This is a genomic window from Mycolicibacterium smegmatis (assembly GCF_001457595.1).
GTDB lineage: Bacteria > Actinomycetota > Actinomycetes > Mycobacteriales > Mycobacteriaceae > Mycobacterium > Mycobacterium smegmatis.
Genome location: NZ_LN831039.1, coordinates 4268646 through 4288427, shown reverse-complemented (window position 1 = coordinate 4288427; position 19782 = coordinate 4268646). Strand labels below are relative to the sequence as shown.

14 protein-coding genes and 1 tRNA gene are annotated in these 19782 nt (G+C 67.9%); 9 read left to right on the top strand and 6 right to left on the bottom strand.

The features are described 5' to 3' along the window. The 4 genes from AT701_RS20575 (at window position 1) to AT701_RS20560 (ending at window position 7311) form a co-directional block, all read left to right on the top strand. Window positions 1-1122: an ABC transporter ATP-binding protein gene (locus AT701_RS20575; protein WP_003895595.1), complete on the top strand. Its 1122-nt coding sequence runs from the start codon at window positions 1-3 to the stop codon at window positions 1120-1122. Then, window positions 1119-1973 carry an inositol monophosphatase family protein gene (locus AT701_RS20570; RefSeq protein ID WP_003895594.1) on the top strand — a complete coding sequence of 285 codons (855 nt, stop codon included), beginning with the start codon at window positions 1119-1121 and terminating at the stop codon, window positions 1971-1973. The genes AT701_RS20575 and AT701_RS20570 overlap by 4 nt, the downstream gene beginning before the upstream one ends. Further along, window positions 1970-3142, top strand: coding sequence for an ABC transporter substrate-binding protein (locus tag AT701_RS20565; protein WP_223495688.1), 1173 nt, complete (start codon window positions 1970-1972; stop codon window positions 3140-3142). The genes AT701_RS20570 and AT701_RS20565 overlap by 4 nt, the downstream gene beginning before the upstream one ends. 104 nt (window positions 3143-3246) lie before the next feature. Continuing rightward, entirely contained in the window at window positions 3247-7311 is a 4065-nt protein-coding gene (locus AT701_RS20560) for a bifunctional nitrate reductase/sulfite reductase flavoprotein subunit alpha (RefSeq protein WP_058126497.1), read from the top strand. Window positions 7312-7316: 5 nt separating this feature from the next. On the opposite strand, the gene AT701_RS20555 is transcribed toward AT701_RS20560, so the two are convergent. Together AT701_RS20555 and AT701_RS20550 are read right to left on the bottom strand one after the other, a co-directional pair. Next, complete coding sequence (locus tag AT701_RS20555; RefSeq protein WP_058127686.1) at window positions 7317-9938, bottom strand: helix-turn-helix transcriptional regulator; 2622 nt, start codon at window positions 9936-9938, stop codon at window positions 7317-7319. A gap of 77 nt (window positions 9939-10015) precedes the next feature. Further along, window positions 10016-11131: a catalase family protein gene (locus AT701_RS20550; RefSeq protein ID WP_011729638.1), complete on the bottom strand. Its 1116-nt coding sequence runs from the start codon at window positions 11129-11131 to the stop codon at window positions 10016-10018. A 329-nt stretch (window positions 11132-11460) separates the two neighbouring features. Between AT701_RS20550 and AT701_RS20545 the strand changes: the two genes are divergently transcribed. Both AT701_RS20545 and AT701_RS20540 read left to right on the top strand, forming a co-directional pair. Beyond that, window positions 11461-13302 carry a S8 family peptidase gene (locus tag AT701_RS20545; RefSeq protein ID WP_058127685.1) on the top strand — a complete coding sequence of 614 codons (1842 nt, stop codon included), beginning with the start codon at window positions 11461-11463 and terminating at the stop codon, window positions 13300-13302. A gap of 15 nt (window positions 13303-13317) precedes the next feature. Beyond that, window positions 13318-14649, top strand: coding sequence for an alpha/beta hydrolase (locus AT701_RS20540; protein WP_011729636.1), 1332 nt, complete (start codon window positions 13318-13320; stop codon window positions 14647-14649). Between the two features lie 42 nt (window positions 14650-14691). Here the strand turns inward: AT701_RS20540 and AT701_RS20535 are convergent. Further along, window positions 14692-14777, bottom strand: a tRNA-Leu gene (locus AT701_RS20535). A 159-nt stretch (window positions 14778-14936) separates the two neighbouring features. On the opposite strand from AT701_RS20535, the gene AT701_RS20530 reads away from it, so the two are divergent. Both AT701_RS20530 and AT701_RS20525 read left to right on the top strand, forming a co-directional pair. Then, window positions 14937-16280 carry a M20/M25/M40 family metallo-hydrolase gene (locus AT701_RS20530; protein WP_036453339.1) on the top strand — a complete coding sequence of 448 codons (1344 nt, stop codon included), beginning with the start codon at window positions 14937-14939 and terminating at the stop codon, window positions 16278-16280. A gap of 36 nt (window positions 16281-16316) precedes the next feature. Next, window positions 16317-16838: a YbhB/YbcL family Raf kinase inhibitor-like protein gene (locus AT701_RS20525; RefSeq protein ID WP_003895586.1), complete on the top strand. Its 522-nt coding sequence runs from the start codon at window positions 16317-16319 to the stop codon at window positions 16836-16838. A gap of 31 nt (window positions 16839-16869) precedes the next feature. Here AT701_RS20525 and AT701_RS20520 read toward each other — a convergent pair whose 3' ends face one another. The 3 genes from AT701_RS20520 to AT701_RS20510 are packed head-to-tail and all read right to left on the bottom strand — an operon-like array spanning window position 16870 to window position 19237. Then, window positions 16870-17931, bottom strand: coding sequence for a quinone-dependent dihydroorotate dehydrogenase (locus tag AT701_RS20520; RefSeq protein ID WP_014877967.1), 1062 nt, complete (start codon window positions 17929-17931; stop codon window positions 16870-16872). Then, a complete protein-coding gene (locus AT701_RS20515; RefSeq protein ID WP_003895584.1) occupies window positions 17931-18200 on the bottom strand; it encodes a DUF5703 family protein in 270 nt (89 codons plus the stop codon). Before AT701_RS20515 ends, AT701_RS20520 begins: the two co-directional genes overlap by 1 nt. Then, window positions 18197-19237 carry a YncE family protein gene (locus AT701_RS20510; RefSeq protein ID WP_058126496.1) on the bottom strand — a complete coding sequence of 347 codons (1041 nt, stop codon included), beginning with the start codon at window positions 19235-19237 and terminating at the stop codon, window positions 18197-18199. The genes AT701_RS20515 and AT701_RS20510 overlap by 4 nt, the downstream gene beginning before the upstream one ends. 141 nt (window positions 19238-19378) lie before the next feature. Between AT701_RS20510 and AT701_RS20505 the strand changes: the two genes are divergently transcribed. Next, window positions 19379-19684 (top strand): hypothetical protein, encoded by a 306-nt coding sequence (locus AT701_RS20505; protein ID WP_011729633.1) that lies wholly within the window; start codon window positions 19379-19381, stop codon window positions 19682-19684. Window positions 19685-19782: the final 98 nt, after the last annotated feature.

Below are 19782 nucleotides of genomic sequence, written 5' to 3'. Positions count from 1 at the left end.
ATGCCACAGATCAGGCTGCGTGACGTGGAGAAGCACTACGGCGGTGACGGCCCCCATGCGGTTTCGACATTGAACCTCACCATCGAAGACGGCGATTTCATGTGCATGCTCGGGCCCTCCGGCTGCGGGAAGACCACCACCTTGCGCATGATCGCAGGCCTCGAGCACCCCACCGCCGGATCGATCTCGGTGGGGGACACCGTGATGGACTCGGTTGCAGAAGGGACGTTCGTTCCGGCCGAGCGTCGCGGCATGGGCCTGGTCTTCCAGACCTATGCACTGTGGCCGCATCTCACGGTGGAGAAGAACATCGCCTACGGCGTGAAGCTTCGCAAACTGCCGAAGGCACAGCAGCAGGAGCAAGTGGCTTCGGTGATGAAGACCATGGGCATCGCGCGCTACGGCGACCGCTACCCGTCCCAGCTGTCCGGTGGGCAACAACAACGCGTGGCGCTGGCACGCATGCTCGCGGTCAATCCCGACGTGATGCTGCTCGACGAGCCGCTGTCCAACCTCGATTCCCGGCTCCGCCTTGAGATGCGTGCCGAACTCGGCCGCATCCACCGCGAGTTCGGATCCACCATCGTCTTCGTCACGCACGATCAGTGGGAGGCCATGACGCTGGCCACCCGCATCGCGGTCATGTTCGAAGGCAGGCTGCAGCAGATCGGTACACCGACCGAGATCTATGACCGGCCCGCGAACCGGTTCGTCGCCGAGTTCCTCGGCAACCCGCCGATGAACATCGTCGAACTCGACGCCGAGGGGCCCGGCGCCGAGGGGCGGCGGGCGGCCGCGCGCTACGTCGCGGGGTCCTCCTGTGCCACCGAGGTGATGTCGGTCGGATTCCGCCCGGAAGCCGTGCGCATCCTGGACAGTGCGCCGATGCGTGCCGGATTCGTCCTGACCGCCGAGGTCTCCGCACTGCTGCCGACCGGGGGCAGCTGGATCGTCGAGACCGTCTGCGACGGTCAGCGATTCTTCGCCGTCACCATCGATAAGCCCGATCTGAGCGTGGGGCAGCAGGTGTTCCTGTTCGCCGACGCCGCAGAAACCCATGCATTCGATCGCGACGGCCGCCGGGTCCACGAGCTGGACGTCGCGGATGTGAGGACACGATGACCAGCTACCGCTCCACCGAACTGATGACGCTCGCGATGTCTGCCGCACGCGATGTCGCTCCGATGCTCCTGGAGGCCTTCCGCACCGATGTGGACATCACCACCAAGGCCGACATGCACGACCTGGTGACCGAATACGACAGCGCCGCCGAACGCCAAATAGCCAGGCTGCTACTCGATGCGCACCCGGAGTCGGCAATCGTCGGCGAAGAAGGGGGACGCACCGGTGAGTCGGCACTGACGTGGTATGTCGACCCGATCGACGGGACTGCGAACTTCGCACGGGGAATCGCCTTCTGGTGCGTGTCCATCGGGGCGACGGTCGATGGTGAGAGGGTTGCCGGGGCGGTTTACGACCCGGTCGCCGATCTGATGTTCCACGCCGACGGGTCAGGTGCGTTCCTCAACGGCAGACCGCTGCACGCGAGAGGTTTCACCGCGCCGTCGCGGTCGACGATGCTGGCGCATTTTCCGATGCCTGCCGACCTGGAAGCCGACGAGCAGTTCGCGATGACGGAGTATGCGAACCTGGTGCGAGCCTATTCGGCCGTGCGCAACAAGGGCTCCGGTGCGTTGAGCCTCGCGCACGTCGCCGCCGGATGGGGTGATGTGACCCTGAACTTCGGAACCAACTCGTGGGATGTTGCTGCGGGCAGCTTCATCCTCGAACAGGCCGGCGGCACCTACGTCGGGTATTCCGACGGATCCAGGGTGCAGGGCCGCGATGTGTTCCTGGCTCCGCATTACCTCGGGCTCGTTCGGGATGCGGACACCACACTGCTCGAACCGATCATGCGTAAAGGATCGGTCATCCGTGACGAGCACACCCGCAGGCGGGAGGCAGTCCGGTGACGCGGATCGCTTGCATGGTGGCGGGTCTCGGCGCGGTGGCCCTGATCGCCGGCTGCGCCCCGCCCGGTGTGGACCCCAGTCGGGCGGCGCCACAGGTCCTTTCGGCTCCTGCGACGCTCCAGCCCGACGAGACGCCGCAGGGTTTCGACCTCGACGCGCTGATCGCCGCGGCCCGCAAGGAGTCCGGCATCACGGTCTACGACCAGTCCGGTACCGTGGTCAAGCTCGCGGAGAACTTCGCCGAGAAGTACGGCGTTCGTGCGCGTGGCGTCAAGGTCGAGCTCGGCGCCATCGAAAAGGTGGTGCGCGAACACGAATCGGGCAACGTGGTGGCCGACGTCGTGGTGAACGAGGATCTGGCCACCTACGCCATCGAGTTGTTGGACCAGGGCGTGTTGGTCAACTGGGTACCAGGGGATGTGCGCGACGACATATCAGAAGACGAGCGGTACCCGCTGCTGGTCCATCAAGGCACGTTCGGATGGGTGTACAACAACGCGGTCTACGACCGGTGCCCGGTGTCGAACATCTGGCAGCTCACCGAACCCGAATGGAGCGGGCGGGTCGCCATGGCCGACCCGTTGAGCAACCCCAAGTACATGACATGGTTCAACGAGCTGAGCCTTCGCGACGATCAGGCACTGCGTGATCTCTACCGCGAGCGATACGGCACGGAGCTGAAGACAGACCAGCCGTCCGCCGGCCACGAATGGGTCAGGCGCTTCGCGCAGAACCATCCCCAGTTGACCAAGACCGATGAGGAAGTGTCCGAGGCCGTCGGTGCCCCCGGCCAGAGCGCGCCGAGCATCGGGCCGGTGTCGATGGCGAAGTTCCGCAACGTCAAGGGCAAGGGCTACGCCATGGCGATCTGCGACGGCCTGAAACCGTGGGCGCTGAAGGCGTTCCCGTCAGCCGTGGCCATCGCCGCCAAATCGAAGAGCCCGAACACCGCGAAGCTCTACATCCACTACCTGTTCACCGAAGAAGGGTTCGCGCCGCTGGCGGCCGATGGCAAGGTCTCGACCAGCAGAACCGTACCGCTGCCCGACGATCCCTCGAACGTGCGGAATTTCATCGGCCAGACCGAACCGGTCGACCCCCGCTACCTGGTCAGCGACTACGAAACCCGTTCGACATGGGCCGACTTCTGGCGGGTCAGCAGGCGTTAGTGGCACCCTGCTCACGGCGCACACCGCCGGGAAGTGAGGATCAGTTTTCCTGCCGATAACCCGGCGGGAAACGTCACGGAACACCCGCCACCCACCATGGCCGCATGGCCGATGGTCCCAATGGTCTCGAGACCACACGCGCGACGCGGACCGCATGTTCGTACTGCGGCGTCGGGTGCGGCATCGAGGTGACCACCGCGGTCCAGGGCGACCGCACCGTCATCGCCCGCGTGTCGGGTGACAAGCTGCATCCCGCGAACTTCGGTCGTTTGTGCACCAAGGGGGCCATGCACGCCGAGTTGATGGCTGCCGCCGAGGACCGGCTGACCTCGGCTCTCGTGCGTCACGAGGACGACCTGGTCCCTGTCCCGGTCGACGATGCGGTGGCAGAGGCCGGTCGCAGGCTGCGGGCCATCGTCGACGAGCACGGTCCCGACGCCGTCGCGGTGTACGTGTCCGGGCAGATGTCGATCGAGGCGCAGTACCTCGCGACCAAGCTGGCCAAGGGGTTTCTGCGCACGGTGCACATCGAGTCGAACTCGCGGTTGTGCATGGCCAGTGCGGGAACGGGTTTCAAGCAGTCCCTCGGCGCCGACGGCCCTCCGGGCTCCTACGAGGACTTCGACAACGCGGACCTGTTCTTCGTCATCGGGTCGAACATGGCCGACTGCCATCCGGTCCTTTTCCTTCGGATGGCCGACCGGCTCAAGGCCGGGGCCAAGCTCATCGTGGTGGACCCGCGCCGCACCGCGACCGCCGAACGCGCCGATCTGTTCCTCCAGATCTCACCGGGTACCGATCTGGCACTGCTCAACGGCCTGCTGCATCTGCTGGTCGAAAGCGGCGACATCGACGAGGAGTTCATCGCAGAGCACACGACCGGATGGGAGGCGATGCCGGAATTCCTGGCCGACTACCCGCCGCACCGGGTCGCCGAGATCACCGGACTGCGCGAGGACGACATCCGCACCGCGGCCCGCATGATCGCCGACGCCCGTGAGTGGATGAGTTGCTGGACCATGGGGCTCAACCAGAGTACGCACGGCACCTGGAACACCAACGCGATCTGCAACCTGCACCTCGCGACGGGCGCCATCTGCCGCACGGGCAGCGGCCCCATGTCGCTGACGGGCCAGCCCAACGCCATGGGTGGCCGCGAGATGGGTTACATGGGGCCGGGTCTGCCGGGGCAGCGTTCAGTGCTCTCGGACGCCGACCGCGCGTTCGTCGAAACCGCGTGGGGACTGGAGCCGGGAACCATCCGGTCGGACGTCGGCCCAGGCACCGTGGGCATGTTCGAGCAGATGGCCGCCGGCGAGATCAAGGCGTGCTGGATCATCTGCACCAATCCCGTTGCCAGCGTGGCCAACCGGATCACCGTCATCAACGGCCTCGAATCCGCCGAACTCGTCGTGACACAGGACGCGTACCGCTCCACGGCCACCAACCACTACGCCGACATCGTGCTGCCTGCCGCGCTGTGGGCCGAGTCCGAAGGCGTCATGGTCAACTCGGAGCGCAATCTCACGCTGCTGCCGCAGAGCGTGGCACCGGTCGGGGATGCCCGCCCAGACTGGCAGTTGATCTGCGCGGTCGCCGAGCACCTCGGCTTCGGTGAGCACTTCCGGTACGGCAGCGCCGAGGAGATCTTCGACGAGATTCGCCGGTTCTCCAATGCCGCAACAGGATACGACCTTCGCGGGGTCACCTACGAGCGGCTGCGTGAGACGCCCCTGCAGTGGCCGTGCCCGCCCACCGACGTATCCGGCGGCGGGCCGGACCGCCACCCGATCCGCTATGTCAACGACGGCGTCAGTCAGCATCTGCACACCGAAGCCGACGGGCACCGTCCCCGGCTGGCGTTCCCCACCCCGTCACGGCGCGCGGTGTTTCATCCCCGGCCCCACACGGACTCGTCGGAACTGCCCGACGACGCCTATCCAATGGTGCTCAACACCGGCAGGCTGCAGCACCAGTGGCACACCATGACCAAGACCGGCAAGGTGCCCAGGCTCAACAAGCTCAACCCGTCCCCGTTCGTCGAGATCCATCCGGTCGACGCCCTCGAACTCGGCATCACCGCGGGGCAACCCGTCGAAATCGCCTCGCGGCGCGGCCGCGCCGTGTTGCCCGCCGTGCTCACCGACCGGGTGCGGCCGGGCAGTTGCTTCGCGCCGTTCCACTGGAACGACGAGCACGGCGAGTACCTCACGGTCAACGCGGTCACCCACGATGCCGTCGACGCCGACTCACTGCAGCCGGAGTTCAAGGTGGCCGCGGTGCGCCTGCGGCCCGCACGGTCGGTCGGCGGCACTCCGCACGCGCAGTCGGTGGCGGCCGAGCTCGGGATCACCGAGCCCACAGCCGAACTCAAACCCGAACTCAACTCCGACGAGTCGATCTACCTCGCCGGATTCTTCACCGGTCTGCCCGATCGACCGACCGGCGTGCCGGTGCTTCCCGGCTGCGCGCCGGTGCGCCCCGCGGTGCGGTTGTGGGTCGACGGCGTGCTCGCGGGCCGGTATTCGCGCACGGACACCGTCGGCACCATCGACCCGGTCGCGGTGCGGCCCACCGGCCCGTTGGTGCTGTGGGCATCGCAGACCGGCAACGCCGAGAAGTTCGCAGGCAAGCTCGCGGCCGCGGTCGACGGTGTGCTGGTCAACATGGATGACCTCACGCTCGACGAACTCGCGGCGGCCCGTGACGTATTGGTGGTCACCAGCACGTTCGGCGACGGCGGCCCGCCCGACAACGGTGCCGGCCTCTGGGGGCGCCTGCGGGGCCCGGATGCGCCCGATCTCAACGGCGTCCGTTACGCGGTGCTCGGTTTCGGCGACCGTGCCTATGACGACTTCTGCGGTCACGCCAAGGCTCTCGACAAGCGGTTCGGCGATCTCGGGGCCACCCGGCTGATCGACCGCGCAGACTGCGAGGTCTACGACGACGCGGCCCTGCAGCAGTGGGTCGACGCCGTCGTCGAGGTGATCACGGGCGTGGATCCCGTGCCGCGCGAGCGCGTCGGGGGCCGGCGTCCGGCCGTCGGTACCCTCCTGCCCACCGAGCCGGACGAATTCACCAGGGCCAAACCGATTCTCGCATCCCTGACCCGCAACACGGTGCTGACTGCGCCCGGCTCGGCCAAAGAGGTGCGGCAGTTCGGTTTCGACATCTCCGACTACGACGTGAGCTACGGGGTCGGCGACTCCCTCGGCGTGTACGCCACCAACGATCCCGCCGTGGTCGACGCGTGGCTGGCGGCGACCGCGCTCGACCCCGACGCGGCCGTGGAGGTCGACGGCACCGAGCAGTCGCTGCGCGACGCGCTCATCGCGTCCTACGACATCTGCCGCGTGACACCGGATCTGGTGCGTTTCGTCGCACAGCGCGGCGGTTCGGCCGCCAAGGTGCTACGTGGTGACCGGGCCGCGCCGTGGCTCAGGGACCGCGACGGGCTCGACCTGGTCACCGAGTTCGCGGTGCGCGCCGAACCCCAAGAGTGGCAGGAAGTTCTGGTGCGCCTGACACCGCGTAACTACTCGATCTCGTCGAGCCCGCTGGTGAGCCCGCACGAGGTGCAGTTGACGGTGTCGGTGGTGCGTGACCGCGGCGTCACGGGGCTCACGCGCGGCGGCGTGTGTTCGACGTTCCTCGCCGACCGGGCAGTCGCGGCGCCCGTGTTCCTGCAGCGCTCACCGCATTTCCGTCCGCCCGAGGACCCGTCGACCCCGATGATCATGGTGGGGCCGGGTACCGGTATCGCGCCGTTCCGCGGGTTCCTTCAGGAGCGGCGCGCACTGGGCCATCACGGGCGCAACTGGTTGTTCTTCGGCGACCAGCACCGCAGCGCCAACTTCTACTACCGCGACGAACTGGAGGACATGCAGCGCGACGGTCTGCTCAACCGGCTGGACCTGGCGTTCTCCCGCGATCAGAAGGCCCGCGTGTACGTCCAGCACAAGATGGCCGACTACGGCGCCGACGTGTGGCGCTGGCTCGACGACGGCGCGCACTTCTACGTCTGCGGCGACGCGACGCGCATGGCCAAGGATGTCGACGCCGCGCTCACGACGATTCTGCGCACCCACGGCGGCATGTCGGAGGAAGCCGCCCGCGACTACAAACGCGGACTCGTGGCCGACAAGCGGTACGTGCGCGACGTGTACTGAGCCGATTACCGGGGATCGGCCTCCAGCGGTGTCAGGTCGGTCCAGATCATCCGCGCGAGCTCGTCGCGGTCGGCGACCCCGAGCTTGATGCAGGCGCGGTAGATGTGGCCCTCGACGGTGCGCACCGAAACCGTGAGCCGCTCGGCGATCTCGCGGTTCAGCAGTCCCTGTGCCACCAGCGCGGCCACCTCGCGTTCGCGCGCGGTCACCGGTAGCGGACGCGCCGCCGCCCGGATCGCTGGTGTGGCCGCACCACCGCACCTACCCGCCAATTGCAGTGCATGGGCGGCGGATTCGGTGCTCTGCCGCCGATGTCCGGCCTTGTCGTGCAGCAAAACCGCCTGCGCGGCCGCGTCGGCGGCCGAGAGCATCAGCCCCGCCTGCTCGAATGCGGACGAGACGGCATCGAGCGCCACGGGATCGGCAGCGGCCACCGCCGCCGCGTGCTGCGCGTACAGCCGCGCAAGCGGTCCGTCGACCCGGTCCACCAGACCCTGCAGCCTGCGTGCGACGGTGCGGTCACCGAACCGGGCACAGTGGTGCAGCGCCTCGGCCTCCACGGCGTGCTGCTCGGAGGAACGGGCCAGGTCGGCGGCCGACCGCGCGATGTCGATCGCCGACCGGTGGGCGCCCTTGGCCGCTGCCACGCAGGCCTTGGCGAGCGTGCGCTGCGGCTCGTGCAGGGCCATGAACGCCCCGGAATGCTCCATGGCGTCGTCGAGCACGCGTTCGGCCTCGATCACCTCACCCACCGCGGCGTAGGCGCGGGCGAGCAGCAGCCGTCCCGGCAGCTGCCACGGCAGTGAGATCTCGGCGTTGAGCGCAGCCAGCGCCTGCTCGATGGCCGAGATCGCGTCGCGGAACCGTCCGCTGTGCATGGCCGCGGCGCCTGCCATGATCTTCGCGATCGCCCAGCCGGCGAACTGACCGGCCGAGGAGAACTCGGCGTACTCCTCGGCGCGCTGCCGGGCCAGGTCGAACTGGCCGGTGTAGGCGAGTGCGAGCACCTCGCCGTAGAACACCATGATCCGGATCATGCCGTCGGTGGTCTTGCGTTGCGCCCTGCAGCGTGACGCGATCGGCAGGAACGCCTCACCCCGGCCCGCGACGGGCATCGCCAACCCGCACGCGAACGCCGCGAAATCGGTTGCCTGGCGCGGACATTCCGGATGGGCGAGCACACGTTCGGCGATGGCCAGGCCCTCGGTGATCCGGTTCTCGTGCACGGCCATCCCCGCCTCGGTGGCGTCGATGATGAGCTGCAGGATCGGATGGGTGACACGGCTGTTCAGCTCACCGAGCACCTGGTGGGCCAGCGGCACGTCGCCCATGGACCAGAACAGGATCGACAGGCGCGGGATGCCCCACTGCACGAGTTCCATCTCGTCCATGTGGTCGGGTGGGAACCGCGCGAGGATGTTGTCGGCCTGCGCGGGATGTCCCTGCCACAGCAGCGCGCGCGACAGCAGGGTGGCCGCGGGCAGGCCGCCGCCGTGGTCGAACGCGGCCCGTGCGAGTTGTTCGCCGAGCGGCAGATTCGACAGGAACACGGCGTCCTTGGCCGCGGTGATCAGCAGGTCGACGTCGGCGCCGCGGTCGCTCTCGATGCACAACTGCGCCAACCGGATCCGGCTCGCGGCGGTGCTCAGGTCGCGGTCGCGCAGGATCTTGGCGATCCGCCCGCGCAGCTTGCGCGCCGACGCGGTGCCGACGCGGCGCCGCACCACCTCGGCGAACAGGGGGTGCGCGAACCGGGCGGTCAACGTGCCGCCCGCGTCGGTCACGATGCGGATGAGCCCGCGCATCTCGGCGCTGTCGACGGCCTCCTCTCCGGCGAGTTCGGCGAACGCGTCGATGTCCAGCGGTTCGCACAGCGACAGCAGTTTGAGGGCGTTCATCACGTCCTCGCCGGCGTGCGCGAGGCGGTCGTCGAGCAGTTCGGCCAGCCCGGACGGAATCACGGTGGGACCGCGGAACTGCCACACGCCGTTGACCTCGGTGAGGGTCCCGGCGTCGACCGCGCCCTCGACCATGTTGCGCAAGAACAGCGGATTGCCACCCGACGATTCCCACATCACGTCGGCGCTGAGGCCTTCGAGTGTTCCGCCGAGCACGGTCTCGATGAGCGCGATGCTCTGCTGCTTGCTGAACGGTTGCAGTTCGAACCGCTGAAGGTAGCCGTCCTTCCACAGCGACGTGACGGCGTCGGGCACCGGTTCGCCGTTGCGCACGGTCGCCACCACGTGGCCCGCGTGGTCCACCGCGAACTGGTGCAGCAGCGTCGCCGACAACTGGTCGAGCAGATGGGCGTCGTCGACGCCGACGACCACATCGCCGTCAGCGACCAGGGATTCGCGCGCCGAGGCCAAGAGCGCGATCGGATCGCGCGACGCGGTCGCACCGACCCAGTGGGCGAATGCACCCAACGGAATGCTGCGAGAGGATTCGGTGCACGCGGTCCAATGCACCTTGTTGGTCAATGCGGACGTGACGGTGCGGGCCAGGGTCGTCTTTCCGACCCCGGCCGCGCCGACCAGCACCACACCGCAGGTGTCGGTGCTTTCGAGGGCAGAGCGGATCGCGTCGATTTCGTCGGGCCGGTCCAGCAGTTGCCACTGCCGCGACATGGAAACCGAGTTTATGGGCCGTATGGCGTTGTTGCTGCCGAATGGAACGTGCGGGAGGGGAAATGTGCGTTCGGTCATCAGTCCGGTAACTCCGATATGTCGACCGGTTCGTGCCGGTCGATTCTGTTGACGCGGTGCCGGTAATCGGCCGACGACTCGTAAACCGTTTTCTTCAGACGATTGATGGAGCCCAGCGGGCGGTGTTCGGCCAGCCCGCGCCATGAATTGAATGCCAGTACGTCGTCGCCGTAGGCGCGACGCAGGGCGCTGTAGGGGTTCTGCGGCCCGAAGACGATCTTGGCCACCGAGACGTACGGCGAGATGCTCTTGTCCCAGTTCTTACCGGCGTCTTCGATCGGCATGGCCACCGGGTCGGTGCACAACTGCGCGCTGAAGTCGAACTCCGCGGTCTGATCGGCGAAGAACTCGGCGATCATGTCGCGGTGCTGCTCGGGGGCCGGGTTGCGGGGCAGCAGTTGCCCGGACAGAGCCTTCACATTCTCCGACGCGGGCGCGAAGCGGTACTTGGCGACGTGGTCGCCGTGGCGGAACGGCGCCGACGAGAAGAACTCCAGTCCCAGGATGGGCCGGTTCGGCGCGACGAACACCATCAGGTTGTCGGGCAGCTTGATTCCGGCCTTGCTGACCAGGTCCAGCAGTCCGCTGCCGAGCCACAGCGCCTGATCGGAGAGCCGCGCGAGCAGGGACGCCGTGATCATGCCCAGCCCGGCGTAGGCGTGCGCGTCGGCGAACAGGAAATCCTCGTGGGTCACCATGACGAAGTCCTGGTTGGTGCTCGAGTCATCGGGAAGGATCTTTTCGCCCTGTACGCCAAGCACTTTCAGACCGAGACCACGCACGCCGCGGGTCTTGTCGCTGCGCCGCACGCCCGACGTGCTCGACAGGCGCGCGATCACCGGGTAGGTACGCGGTTCGGCGAACAGGCCTTGCGCGAGTTCAGGAGGAAGACCCTCGTTGACGATCAGCTCGCCACGCAGGATCGCGTGGCTCTTGGCGTGCGCGTCACGCAGGCCGTGCTTGTACTTGTCGTAGGCGCGCTCGTTGTTCTTGAGCAGCTTCGCCATGATCTTCTCGATGTCGGCCTGTTCGCGGGGGCTGGGCTTCTCGAGATCCGCCGAGTAGCGGATGGGCTGCTGCTGCCACGGAGTGGTCCGGTCTGCGGCTTCGGTCATGGTGAGCGGCGCTCCTTGTCGGTTACCCGTCGGCTGCCTCGTTGCGTACCGTCTTGTTCATTAACGTCGGTCACCCCACCTTGATTCACGGCGCAACCGGCTCACGTATCACCCGCGTGGATTCGTCGGCCACACACCGAAAGATTCTTGTGCGTAGAGGCCGGCATGACATGAGTAATGCACTACTCGTTCTCGCAAAGCTGCCTACTTCACGACGGGATGTTGCTCCGTCGTCCGCGGAATTCGCTGCGGCGAAAATGTGAAATCGACGTCCGCGACAACACACTCGTTGCACGATGAGCCATCGGATCCGTGCCGAGGGGGCCGTTGTGGACGAGACTGATTCGACCGAGTCATCGAGGTGGCCGTCGCGGGTGCTTTGCGCACTGGCCACGCTTGACGGCCTCGAGCAACACCCGACGGACGCCGCGACCCTCAAAGAGGCCGTGGCGGCGCGTTACGCGGCGGAGTTCGTCGAACGTGACCGTCAATACGAGAACAACCGGCCGTTCTGGCACAACCGCGTCGACGACGCCGTACGTCAACTCCGCAGGCGCCGCCTGCTCATTGCGAAGAACAAGGGCAGACCCCAGGAGATCGCGTTGACCGAGTCCGGGCGCCGCGCGGCCGAACGGGCCTGTGCCCAGGACGCCGGCGAAGCCGAGAAGACGACCAGGACGGTCCCGGCCGGGCGGGCCCTCACCCCGCGGCCCGCACGCGACGAACGTCCACGGCGCGATCCCGTCCTCGCCGGTGTCGTCACACCGCCGCTGCGTGAGCGGATGGCCGAGGTGCCCGACGAGCGCCCGATTCCGATCATGATCGAGCTCAACCTGGGGTTCCAGCCGACGGCGCAGGCGGCGAGAGATCGGGTCCGGAACCTGTGGGCACTGATCGGCGCGGCAGGGGAACCGGGCGACCTCGCCGATCAGTTCATGGTCGGTGATCTGACCGCGGCCCAGATCAAACAGTTGGTGTCCGCCGATGCGGTGCCGCAGATCTGGCCGGCGCGCGCCATCTACCGGATCTGGCCGGACTTCGAGGTACAGCCGTTGATCGATGCGTCCTCACGCACCGTCAAAGCGGTCGCCGCGCAACGGTCCTTCGACAGTTTCGGCGACGGAATCGTATGGGCCGTCGTGGATTCGGGCATCGAAAAGAGGCATCCGCACTTCGCCGCGCACCAGAATCTCGACCACCCGTCAGTCGCAGACCTCCACCGCGATTTCACCGGTGGCGCAGCCCCGCTGACCGACACCGACGGGCACGGCACCCACGTCGCGGGCATCATCGCCGGCGGACTCGTCGGCTGGACCGGCAAAGTCGTTGTCGCCGAGAAACGGCTCAACGCCCCGGAAGGCGGCGATGCCATCATGCAGCCGCGCGAGGTCGATCCCGACCGGCTCGCGGGCATGGCGCCCAGGGCGAAGCTCGTGAGCCTCAAGGTGCTCGGTCCCGGTGATCACGTGTCGAGGGTCAGCCGTGTGATGGCGGCGCTGGCATACGTCCGGGAGCTCAACGCAGGCAGCGAACGCGTGCCGCGAATCCACGGCGTCAACCTCAGCCTGGGATATCCGTTCGACGCCAAGTGGTACGCATGCGGCCAGAGCCCGCTGTGCGTGGAGGTCGACAAGACCGTGCGCTCGGGTGTCGTCGTGGTGGTCGCGGCAGGCAACTCCGGCTATGTGTCGCTCAACGTCGCGTCGAGCAAGGACTCGATGAAGTTCACGGCCGACATGACCATCAACGATCCCGGCAACACCGAGAGCGCCATCACCGTGGGATCCACCCATCGCAGTTCGCCGCACACATTCGGCGTCTCGTACTTCTCGTCGCGCGGGCCGACCGGCGACGGCCGCGCCAAACCCGACCTCGTGGCACCGGGCGAGCGCATCACGTCAGCGGCTGCCGGGACGCGCCGCAGCACCGTGACCAACCAGATCGACGTGCCCGACGGCGTGCCGGTCTACATCGAGGAGAGCGGCACCAGCATGGCCGCACCGCATGTGTCGGGCGCGGTCGCGGCGTTCCTGTCGGTGCAACGCGAATTCGTCAGCAGGCCCGAGGCCGTCAAGCGGATCTTCACCGAGTCCGCGACGTCGCTGGGACGCGACCGGTCGTTCCAGGGCAGCGGTCTGGTGGACCTGCTGCGTGCCCTGCAATCGGTATGACCAGAAAGGCATGACATGACTGCCCAGATCGCCCCTCTGGTGTTCGACGCCGAGGGCCACCCCGATCCGATGACGCTGACCGATCTGGAGCAGCGGCTGCCAGGTCTCACCGATCTGGTGATCTTCTCGCACGGCTGGAACAACGACGAGGCGGCCGCAACGTTGTTGTACGACCGCTGGTTCCGTCTGCTGGCACCGCACCTCGACCCCGCGCGCAACGTGGGATTCGTGGGCGTGCGCTGGCCCTCGACGCTGTGGCGGGACGAGCCGATACCGGACTTCCCGGCCACCCCCGCAGGCGGCGCCGAGGGCGCTGCCGCGCTCGGCGGTGCTCGTGAAGTGGCTGCCGACTCCGATGCCGGGAACCCGGCCCTGGACCCACAGGAGCTCGCCGAACTCAAGCAGCTGTTCCCGACGGCCGAGCAACAACTGGACACCCTCGCGGCGCTGCTCGCCCAACCGCCCGACGTCGACGCCGTGCCCGATCTGTTCGAGGCCCTGCAGGATTTCCACAAGGCCACGCCGGACGGATTCGACGACGGCGAAACCGAGGACACCCAGGACGGTCCGGGGATGGTCGCCGACGATCAGGATCCGGCCGAGTTGTTCAACACCTTCGCCGACCAGTTGCTCTCTGCGGGGGTGCAGTTCGGTGACGACGGCACCGGCGCAGCGGGGCTCGGCGACTTCGCGGGCAAGCTTTGGCGCGGCGCCAAGGAGGCGCTGCGGCAGCTGAGCTACTGGAAGATGAAGAACCGTGCGGGCGTGGTGGGCAAGAACGGCCTCGGACCCGTCATCGACAAACTGGCCCGAAGCGCGCCGGGGTTGCGAATCCACTTGGTGGGGCACAGTTTCGGCGCACGGTTGGTGTGCTACGCGCTGGCGGGCATGTCCGGCGCCCAGCCGTCGCCGGTCAAATCGGTCACGCTGCTACAGGGCGCGTTCTCTCGGTTCTCGTTCATCGACCGGCTGCCGTTCCGGGACGGGGCGGGAGCACTCGCCGGGCTGCTCGGGCGCGTCGACGGCCCACTCACGGTGTGCTTTTCGCGCCACGACCGCGCTCTGAGCACGTTCTACCCGCTTGCGTCGGCCGCGGTCGGTGACGACGCCGCGGGCCTCGACGATCCACTGTTCCGGTGGCGCGCGATGGGCTCACACGGGGCGTTCCGATCGGAGAGCTTGGGCCTCGGCGCGGTGGGGGCGCAGTATCCGTTCGAGGCAGGGAAGATCCTGAACCTGGATGCGTCAGAGGTCGTCAAGGCCGATGCCGGGCCGTCCGGGGCGCACAGCGACATCTTCCACGACGAGCTCGCGTGGGTGGTGGCGACTGCCGGTGGCCTCAACTGACACGGCCGGGGCCGTCTGCACTGAGAGAAGATTTTCGAGGAGTGTCCGAGGGGGGACTTGAACCCCCACGCCCGTTAATAGGGCACTAGCACCTCAAGCTAGCGCGTCTGCCATTCCGCCACTCGGACCTGCTTCCCACCCTCGCGGGTTGGGCGCCTAAGGCTAACGGATTGTAGCCCCGGAACCCAAACCGGCAGGGCGGAACCGGTCCGGAAGCCTCAGATGCACCTCTTGGGACACCTCCGAACGGCGTCTCGGGAGCCCCGGACCGGCCCGCAATGGTACGAATGGTCACTGTGACTGTCTCCGCGGCCAGTGCGGACGAGGTGGTTGATCTCGTCAGCGCGCTCATCAGGTTCGACACCTCCAACACGGGGGACCCGGCGACCACCAAAGGTGAGGCAGAGTGTGCCCATTGGGTGGCCCAGCAGCTCGAAGAGGTCGGGTACGAGACCGAGTACGTCGAGTCCGGCGCGCCGGGCCGGGGCAACGTGTTCGCGAGGCTGCGTGGCGCGGACCCGTCGCGCGGCGCGCTGATGGTGCACGGCCACCTCGACGTGGTGCCCGCCGAGCCGGCCGACTGGAGCGTGCACCCGTTCTCCGGGGCGGTCAAGGACGGCTACGTGTGGGGACGCGGGGCGGTCGACATGAAGGACATGGTCGGCATGACCCTCGCGGTCGCCCGCCACTTCAAGCGCGCGGGCATCGTGCCGCCGCGTGACCTGGTGTTCGCGTTCGTCGCCGACGAGGAGCACGGCGGCACCTACGGCGCCGACTGGCTGGTGAACAACCGTCCCGATCTGTTCGAGGGCGTCACCGAGGCCATCGGCGAGGTCGGCGGGTTCTCGCTCACCGTGCCGCGCAAGGACGGCGGTGAGCGGCGCCTGTACCTCATCGAGACCGCCGAGAAGGGCCTGTCGTGGATGCGGCTGACGGCGCGCGGCCGCGCCGGGCACGGGTCGATGGTGCACGACGACAACGCGGTCACCGCGATCGCGGGCGCGGTGGACCGCCTGGGCCGCCACGAGTTCCCGCTGGTGCTCAGTCCCGCGGTGGAGGAGTTCCTGACCGCGGTCGCCGAGGAGACCGGGTACACGTTCGATCCGAACTCACCGGACCTGGAGGGCACCATCGCCAAGCTCGGCGGCGTGGCCCGCATCGTGTCGGCGACGCTGCGCGACACGGCCAACCCCACCATGCTCAAGGCCGGCTACAAGGCCAACGTGATCCCCGCGGTGGCCGAGGCCATGATCGACTGCCGCGTCCTGCCGGGCCGCAAGGAGGCGTTCGAGCGCGAGGTCGACGAACTGATCGGACCCGACGTCACGCGCTCGTGGGAACGCGACCTGCCGTCGTACGAGACTTCGTTCGACGGCGACCTGGTCGACGCGATGAACGCCAGCGTGCTGACACTGGATCCCGAGGCCCGCATCGTGCCGTACATGCTGTCGGCGGGCACCGATGCGAAGTCGTTCCAGCGCTTGGGTATTCGGTGCTTCGGCTTCGCGCCGCTGCGTCTGCCGCCGGATCTGGATTTCGCGGCGCTGTTCCACGGTGTGGACGAGCGGGTTCCGGTGGATGCGCTGCAATTCGGGGCGGGTGTTCTGGAACACTTCCTGCAGAACTGCTGACGCAATGCCGACCGAACGAACGAGGAAAGGGATCACATGACCAGTCCATACGACAACTTGCCGCAGCTGCCGAGTTTCACCCTCACGTCCGAGTCGGTCAGCGACGGGCAGCCGCTCGCCAACGATCAGGTCAGCGGCATCATGGGCGCAGGTGGCTCGGACATCTCGCCGCAGTTGAGCTGGTCGGGTTTCCCGGAGGAGACCAAGAGCTTCGCCGTCACGATCTACGACCCCGACGCGCCCACTGCATCGGGTTTCTGGCACTGGGCGGTCGCCGACCTGCCCGTCTCGGTCACCGAACTGCCCGCGGGTGCCGGTGACGGCAGCCCGCTGCCCGGCGGCGCCGTCACGCTCGCCAACGACGCGAGCGTCAAGCGCTACATCGGCGCCGCGCCGCCGGCCGGCCACGGACCGCACCGCTACTACATCGCGGTCCACGCCGTCGACGTCGAGAAGCTCGACCTGCCGGAGAACGCCACGCCGGCCTATCTGGGCTTCAATCTGTTCGGCCACGCGATCGCCCGCGCGGTCATCCACGGCACCTACGAACAGAAGTAGCGGCGCACCAAGGATTTTCGAGGCTGTCGGGTCAGCGCACGGCTGATCCGACAGCCTCGCTCAGCGTGGTGAAGCCGCACGCGCGCAACCGCCCGGCGATGCCGTCGTGAATGTGCTTGGCCCACAGGCCACCGCCGTAGATGAAACCCGTATAGCCCTGCAGCAGCGAGGCGCCCGAGACGATGCGCTCCCACGCGTCGTCGGCGGTCTCGATACCACCGACACTGATCAGCACGAGTTTGTCGCCCACACGCCGGTACAGCCTGCGCAGCACCTCGGCCGAGCGGCGGGCCACCGGGCGCCCGGAGATCCCGCCGGGCCCCAGGTCGGCGACGCCAGGCGTGAGCAGGCCGTCGCGCGACACCGTGGTGTTGGTGGCGACGATGCCCGCCAACCCCAGTTCCACTGCCAGGTCCGCGATCTCGTCGATGTCGGAATCCGACAGGTCCGGGGCGATCTTCACCAGTACCGGTTTGGTGGTCTCGGCCTTGACCGCGGCGAGGATGGGTCGCAGTGCGGCGACGGCCTGCAGGTCCCGCAAACCCGGCGTGTTGGGGGAGCTGACGTTGACGACGACGAACGACGCCAGGCTGTTGAGCAGGCGTGCGCTGGTGACGTAATCGGCCACGGCCTCCTCGGCGGGCGTGACCTTGGTCTTGCCGATGTTCACCCCGATCGGGATGTCGGACTTCCCGCGGGTCAGGCGCTGCGCGAGCGCGCCCGCGCCCTCGTTGTTGAACCCCATGCGGTTGAGCAGCGCGTGATCGTCGGGCAACCGGAACAGCCGGGGTGCCGGGTTGCCCGGCTGGGGCTGCGCGGTGACGGTGCCCACCTCGGCGTAGCCGAAGCCCAGCGCGCCCCAGGCGGCCAGACCGCGGCCGTTCTTGTCGAAACCGGCCGCGAGTCCCAGCGGTCCCGGGAAGTGCACACCGAACACCGTGCTGGCCAGGATCGGATCGCGTGGCGCCAGCAGGCGTGCGAGTGCGGCGCGCAGCGGCGCGGCCCAGGTGACGGCCCGCAGCAGCGCGAACACCCAGACATGGACCCGTTCGGCGGGTGCGAGGAACAGCGCCCGCCGCAGTACGCGGTACATCACAGGGCCGGTTGGTCCGGGGTTCCCGGCATCGTGGCGGCGGACTTCTTTCGGCGCAGCAGCACCCGTCGGCTCCCGTCTGTGTAGGCACGGACCCGGGTCAGTTCCCAGCCGCGGTATTCGGCCTCGATCGACAACCGGAGGCTCGCGCTCACCCTGGTCACGTCAGGGGGCAGGCGCAGCGGCACCCAGTCGTACTCGTCCGAGGAATCTTCTTCGACCACCTTGTCCCAGCCCGGCGGAAGGAGCCCACGCTGGATGTTGGTCATGGCCCCACCGTCGCGTTCGGGATCACCTGCACGCCCGCTCCCGTGGCCGACACGACGTAGAGCGTGCCGGAGGTTTCGTCGTAGGCCAGGGAGTTCGGTTGCTGCACGGTTCGATAACGCACCTTCTCGACGGGTATGCCGGTGGACAGATCGTAACCAATGACGGTGTTCGTGGAGGTCTCTGACACCCAAACGAGGTTTGCCGATCCGGTCAGTCCGTACGGCGCGCCGCGCACGGGGGAGCGTTGGCGCAGGATCAGCGGGTCGACGCTGTAGACCAGCAGGCCGTCGCCGCGGGTGTCGGCCACCAGCAGCAGGCCGCGGGGATCGGTCGCGATGGTGGTGGCGCCCTCGCCGGCGCGCAGCGCGTGCGCGGCCTTGGTTCCGCTGGCGTCCACGGTGGTCACCGAGGTCTGGCCGCGGTCCAGCACGATAGCGGTATTTCCCTGGGTGACAAGGGAGTCCACGCGGGCGAAGATCTTCAGCTCGGCGTCCACGCCCGCGTCGCCGGTCAACGTGTAGACCGCGCCGTCGGCGCTCCCGAGCACCACCCTGCCGTCCTCGCGCACGGCGATCGCGGTGAAGTCGACGTCGCCCTTGCCGTCGACGTCGACGCGCGCCGGTGTGGGCGTGGCGGCGGTGAGGTCGACGCGGAAATAGCCGCCTCGCGTCGACAACAGCAATCCGCCCTTGCCGTCGCCGGCCAGCGCGGCCGCGTTGGCCGGCAGGGGCACCGTCACCGGCGGCCGCGAATCCTGACCCAGCAACGCCACGGCCGATTGCCCCTCGGCGTCGGTGCTCAGCACCGCGAGTTGGCGGGTGGCCGGGTCGAACACCGCAGCCTGTCCGGGCGAGGCCAACGGACGCACCTGGCCGTCGGGCTGCTGTGTGACAGGCGGCGACACCGCGGCCTGCGCGGGTTCGATGGTGGGCGGCGGCGCGTCGACCACGTTGGACGAGCACCCGGCCGCCAACAGCAGAGCCAGCGAGACGACGGCGGCGTAGAGGGGCTGACCTGCAGTTATTGGGCGCAACACACGGCTCTCGGGTCGGTTCGGACGGTGTTCAGGCGGCAGCCTGGAATTCATCTCAGTTTAGGCCGGGAAGCATCGGGTATTACTCCGGCGTTTAGTGGCGTAGTCAAACAATCGCCGCATAAGTAGAGGTATGGTGCCAGCATGACCGTCGCAGCCGACGTCGCACTGAGTCATAGCGAGTTTGCTATCGAGGACATCACCACAGGTGTGTTCGCCAGTGGGTTTGGCCAGGTGGGCGACGGCAAGACGTTTTCCTTTCACATCGAGCGCCAGCAACTCGTGATCGAGGTGTACCGGCCGCGGCTGTCGGGGCCCGTGCCGTCCGAAGAGGATGTGGTGGCCGTCGCCACCCGCAAACTCACCGAGATCGATCTCACAGACGAGCGCAGCCTGGCCGCCACCGTGCGCGACGCCGTCGCCGATGCGCAGCCCCTGGCGCGGGCCTGAGACCCGCGCCTGATCGCCGAATCGCACCGCACCCCCTCGCCGGACGCGTGATGACACGCGGCGTCACGGTACGGTCGTCGTCGTGACTGACGTTCCTG

What these genes read in the sequence shown, in the direction of transcription:
- AT701_RS20560 (WP_058126497.1), top strand. Translation starts at nt 3,247, where the DNA reads ATGGCCGATGGTCCCAATGGTCTCGAGACCACACGCGCGACGCGGACC.
- AT701_RS20505 (WP_011729633.1), top strand. Translation starts at nt 19,379, where the DNA reads ATGACCGTCGCAGCCGACGTCGCACTGAGTCATAGCGAGTTTGCTATC.
- AT701_RS20530 (WP_036453339.1), top strand. Translation starts at nt 14,937, where the DNA reads ATGGTCACTGTGACTGTCTCCGCGGCCAGTGCGGACGAGGTGGTTGAT.
- AT701_RS20520 (WP_014877967.1), bottom strand. Translation starts at nt 17,931, where the DNA reads ATGTACCGCGTACTGCGGCGGGCGCTGTTCCTCGCACCCGCCGAACGG.
- AT701_RS20525 (WP_003895586.1), top strand. Translation starts at nt 16,317, where the DNA reads ATGACCAGTCCATACGACAACTTGCCGCAGCTGCCGAGTTTCACCCTC.
- AT701_RS20550 (WP_011729638.1), bottom strand. Translation starts at nt 11,131, where the DNA reads ATGACCGAAGCCGCAGACCGGACCACTCCGTGGCAGCAGCAGCCCATC.
- AT701_RS20540 (WP_011729636.1), top strand. Translation starts at nt 13,318, where the DNA reads ATGACTGCCCAGATCGCCCCTCTGGTGTTCGACGCCGAGGGCCACCCC.
- AT701_RS20570 (WP_003895594.1), top strand. Translation starts at nt 1,119, where the DNA reads ATGACCAGCTACCGCTCCACCGAACTGATGACGCTCGCGATGTCTGCC.
- AT701_RS20575 (WP_003895595.1), top strand. Translation starts at nt 1, where the DNA reads ATGCCACAGATCAGGCTGCGTGACGTGGAGAAGCACTACGGCGGTGAC.
- AT701_RS20515 (WP_003895584.1), bottom strand. Translation starts at nt 18,200, where the DNA reads ATGACCAACATCCAGCGTGGGCTCCTTCCGCCGGGCTGGGACAAGGTG.
- AT701_RS20555 (WP_058127686.1), bottom strand. Translation starts at nt 9,938, where the DNA reads ATGTCGCGGCAGTGGCAACTGCTGGACCGGCCCGACGAAATCGACGCG.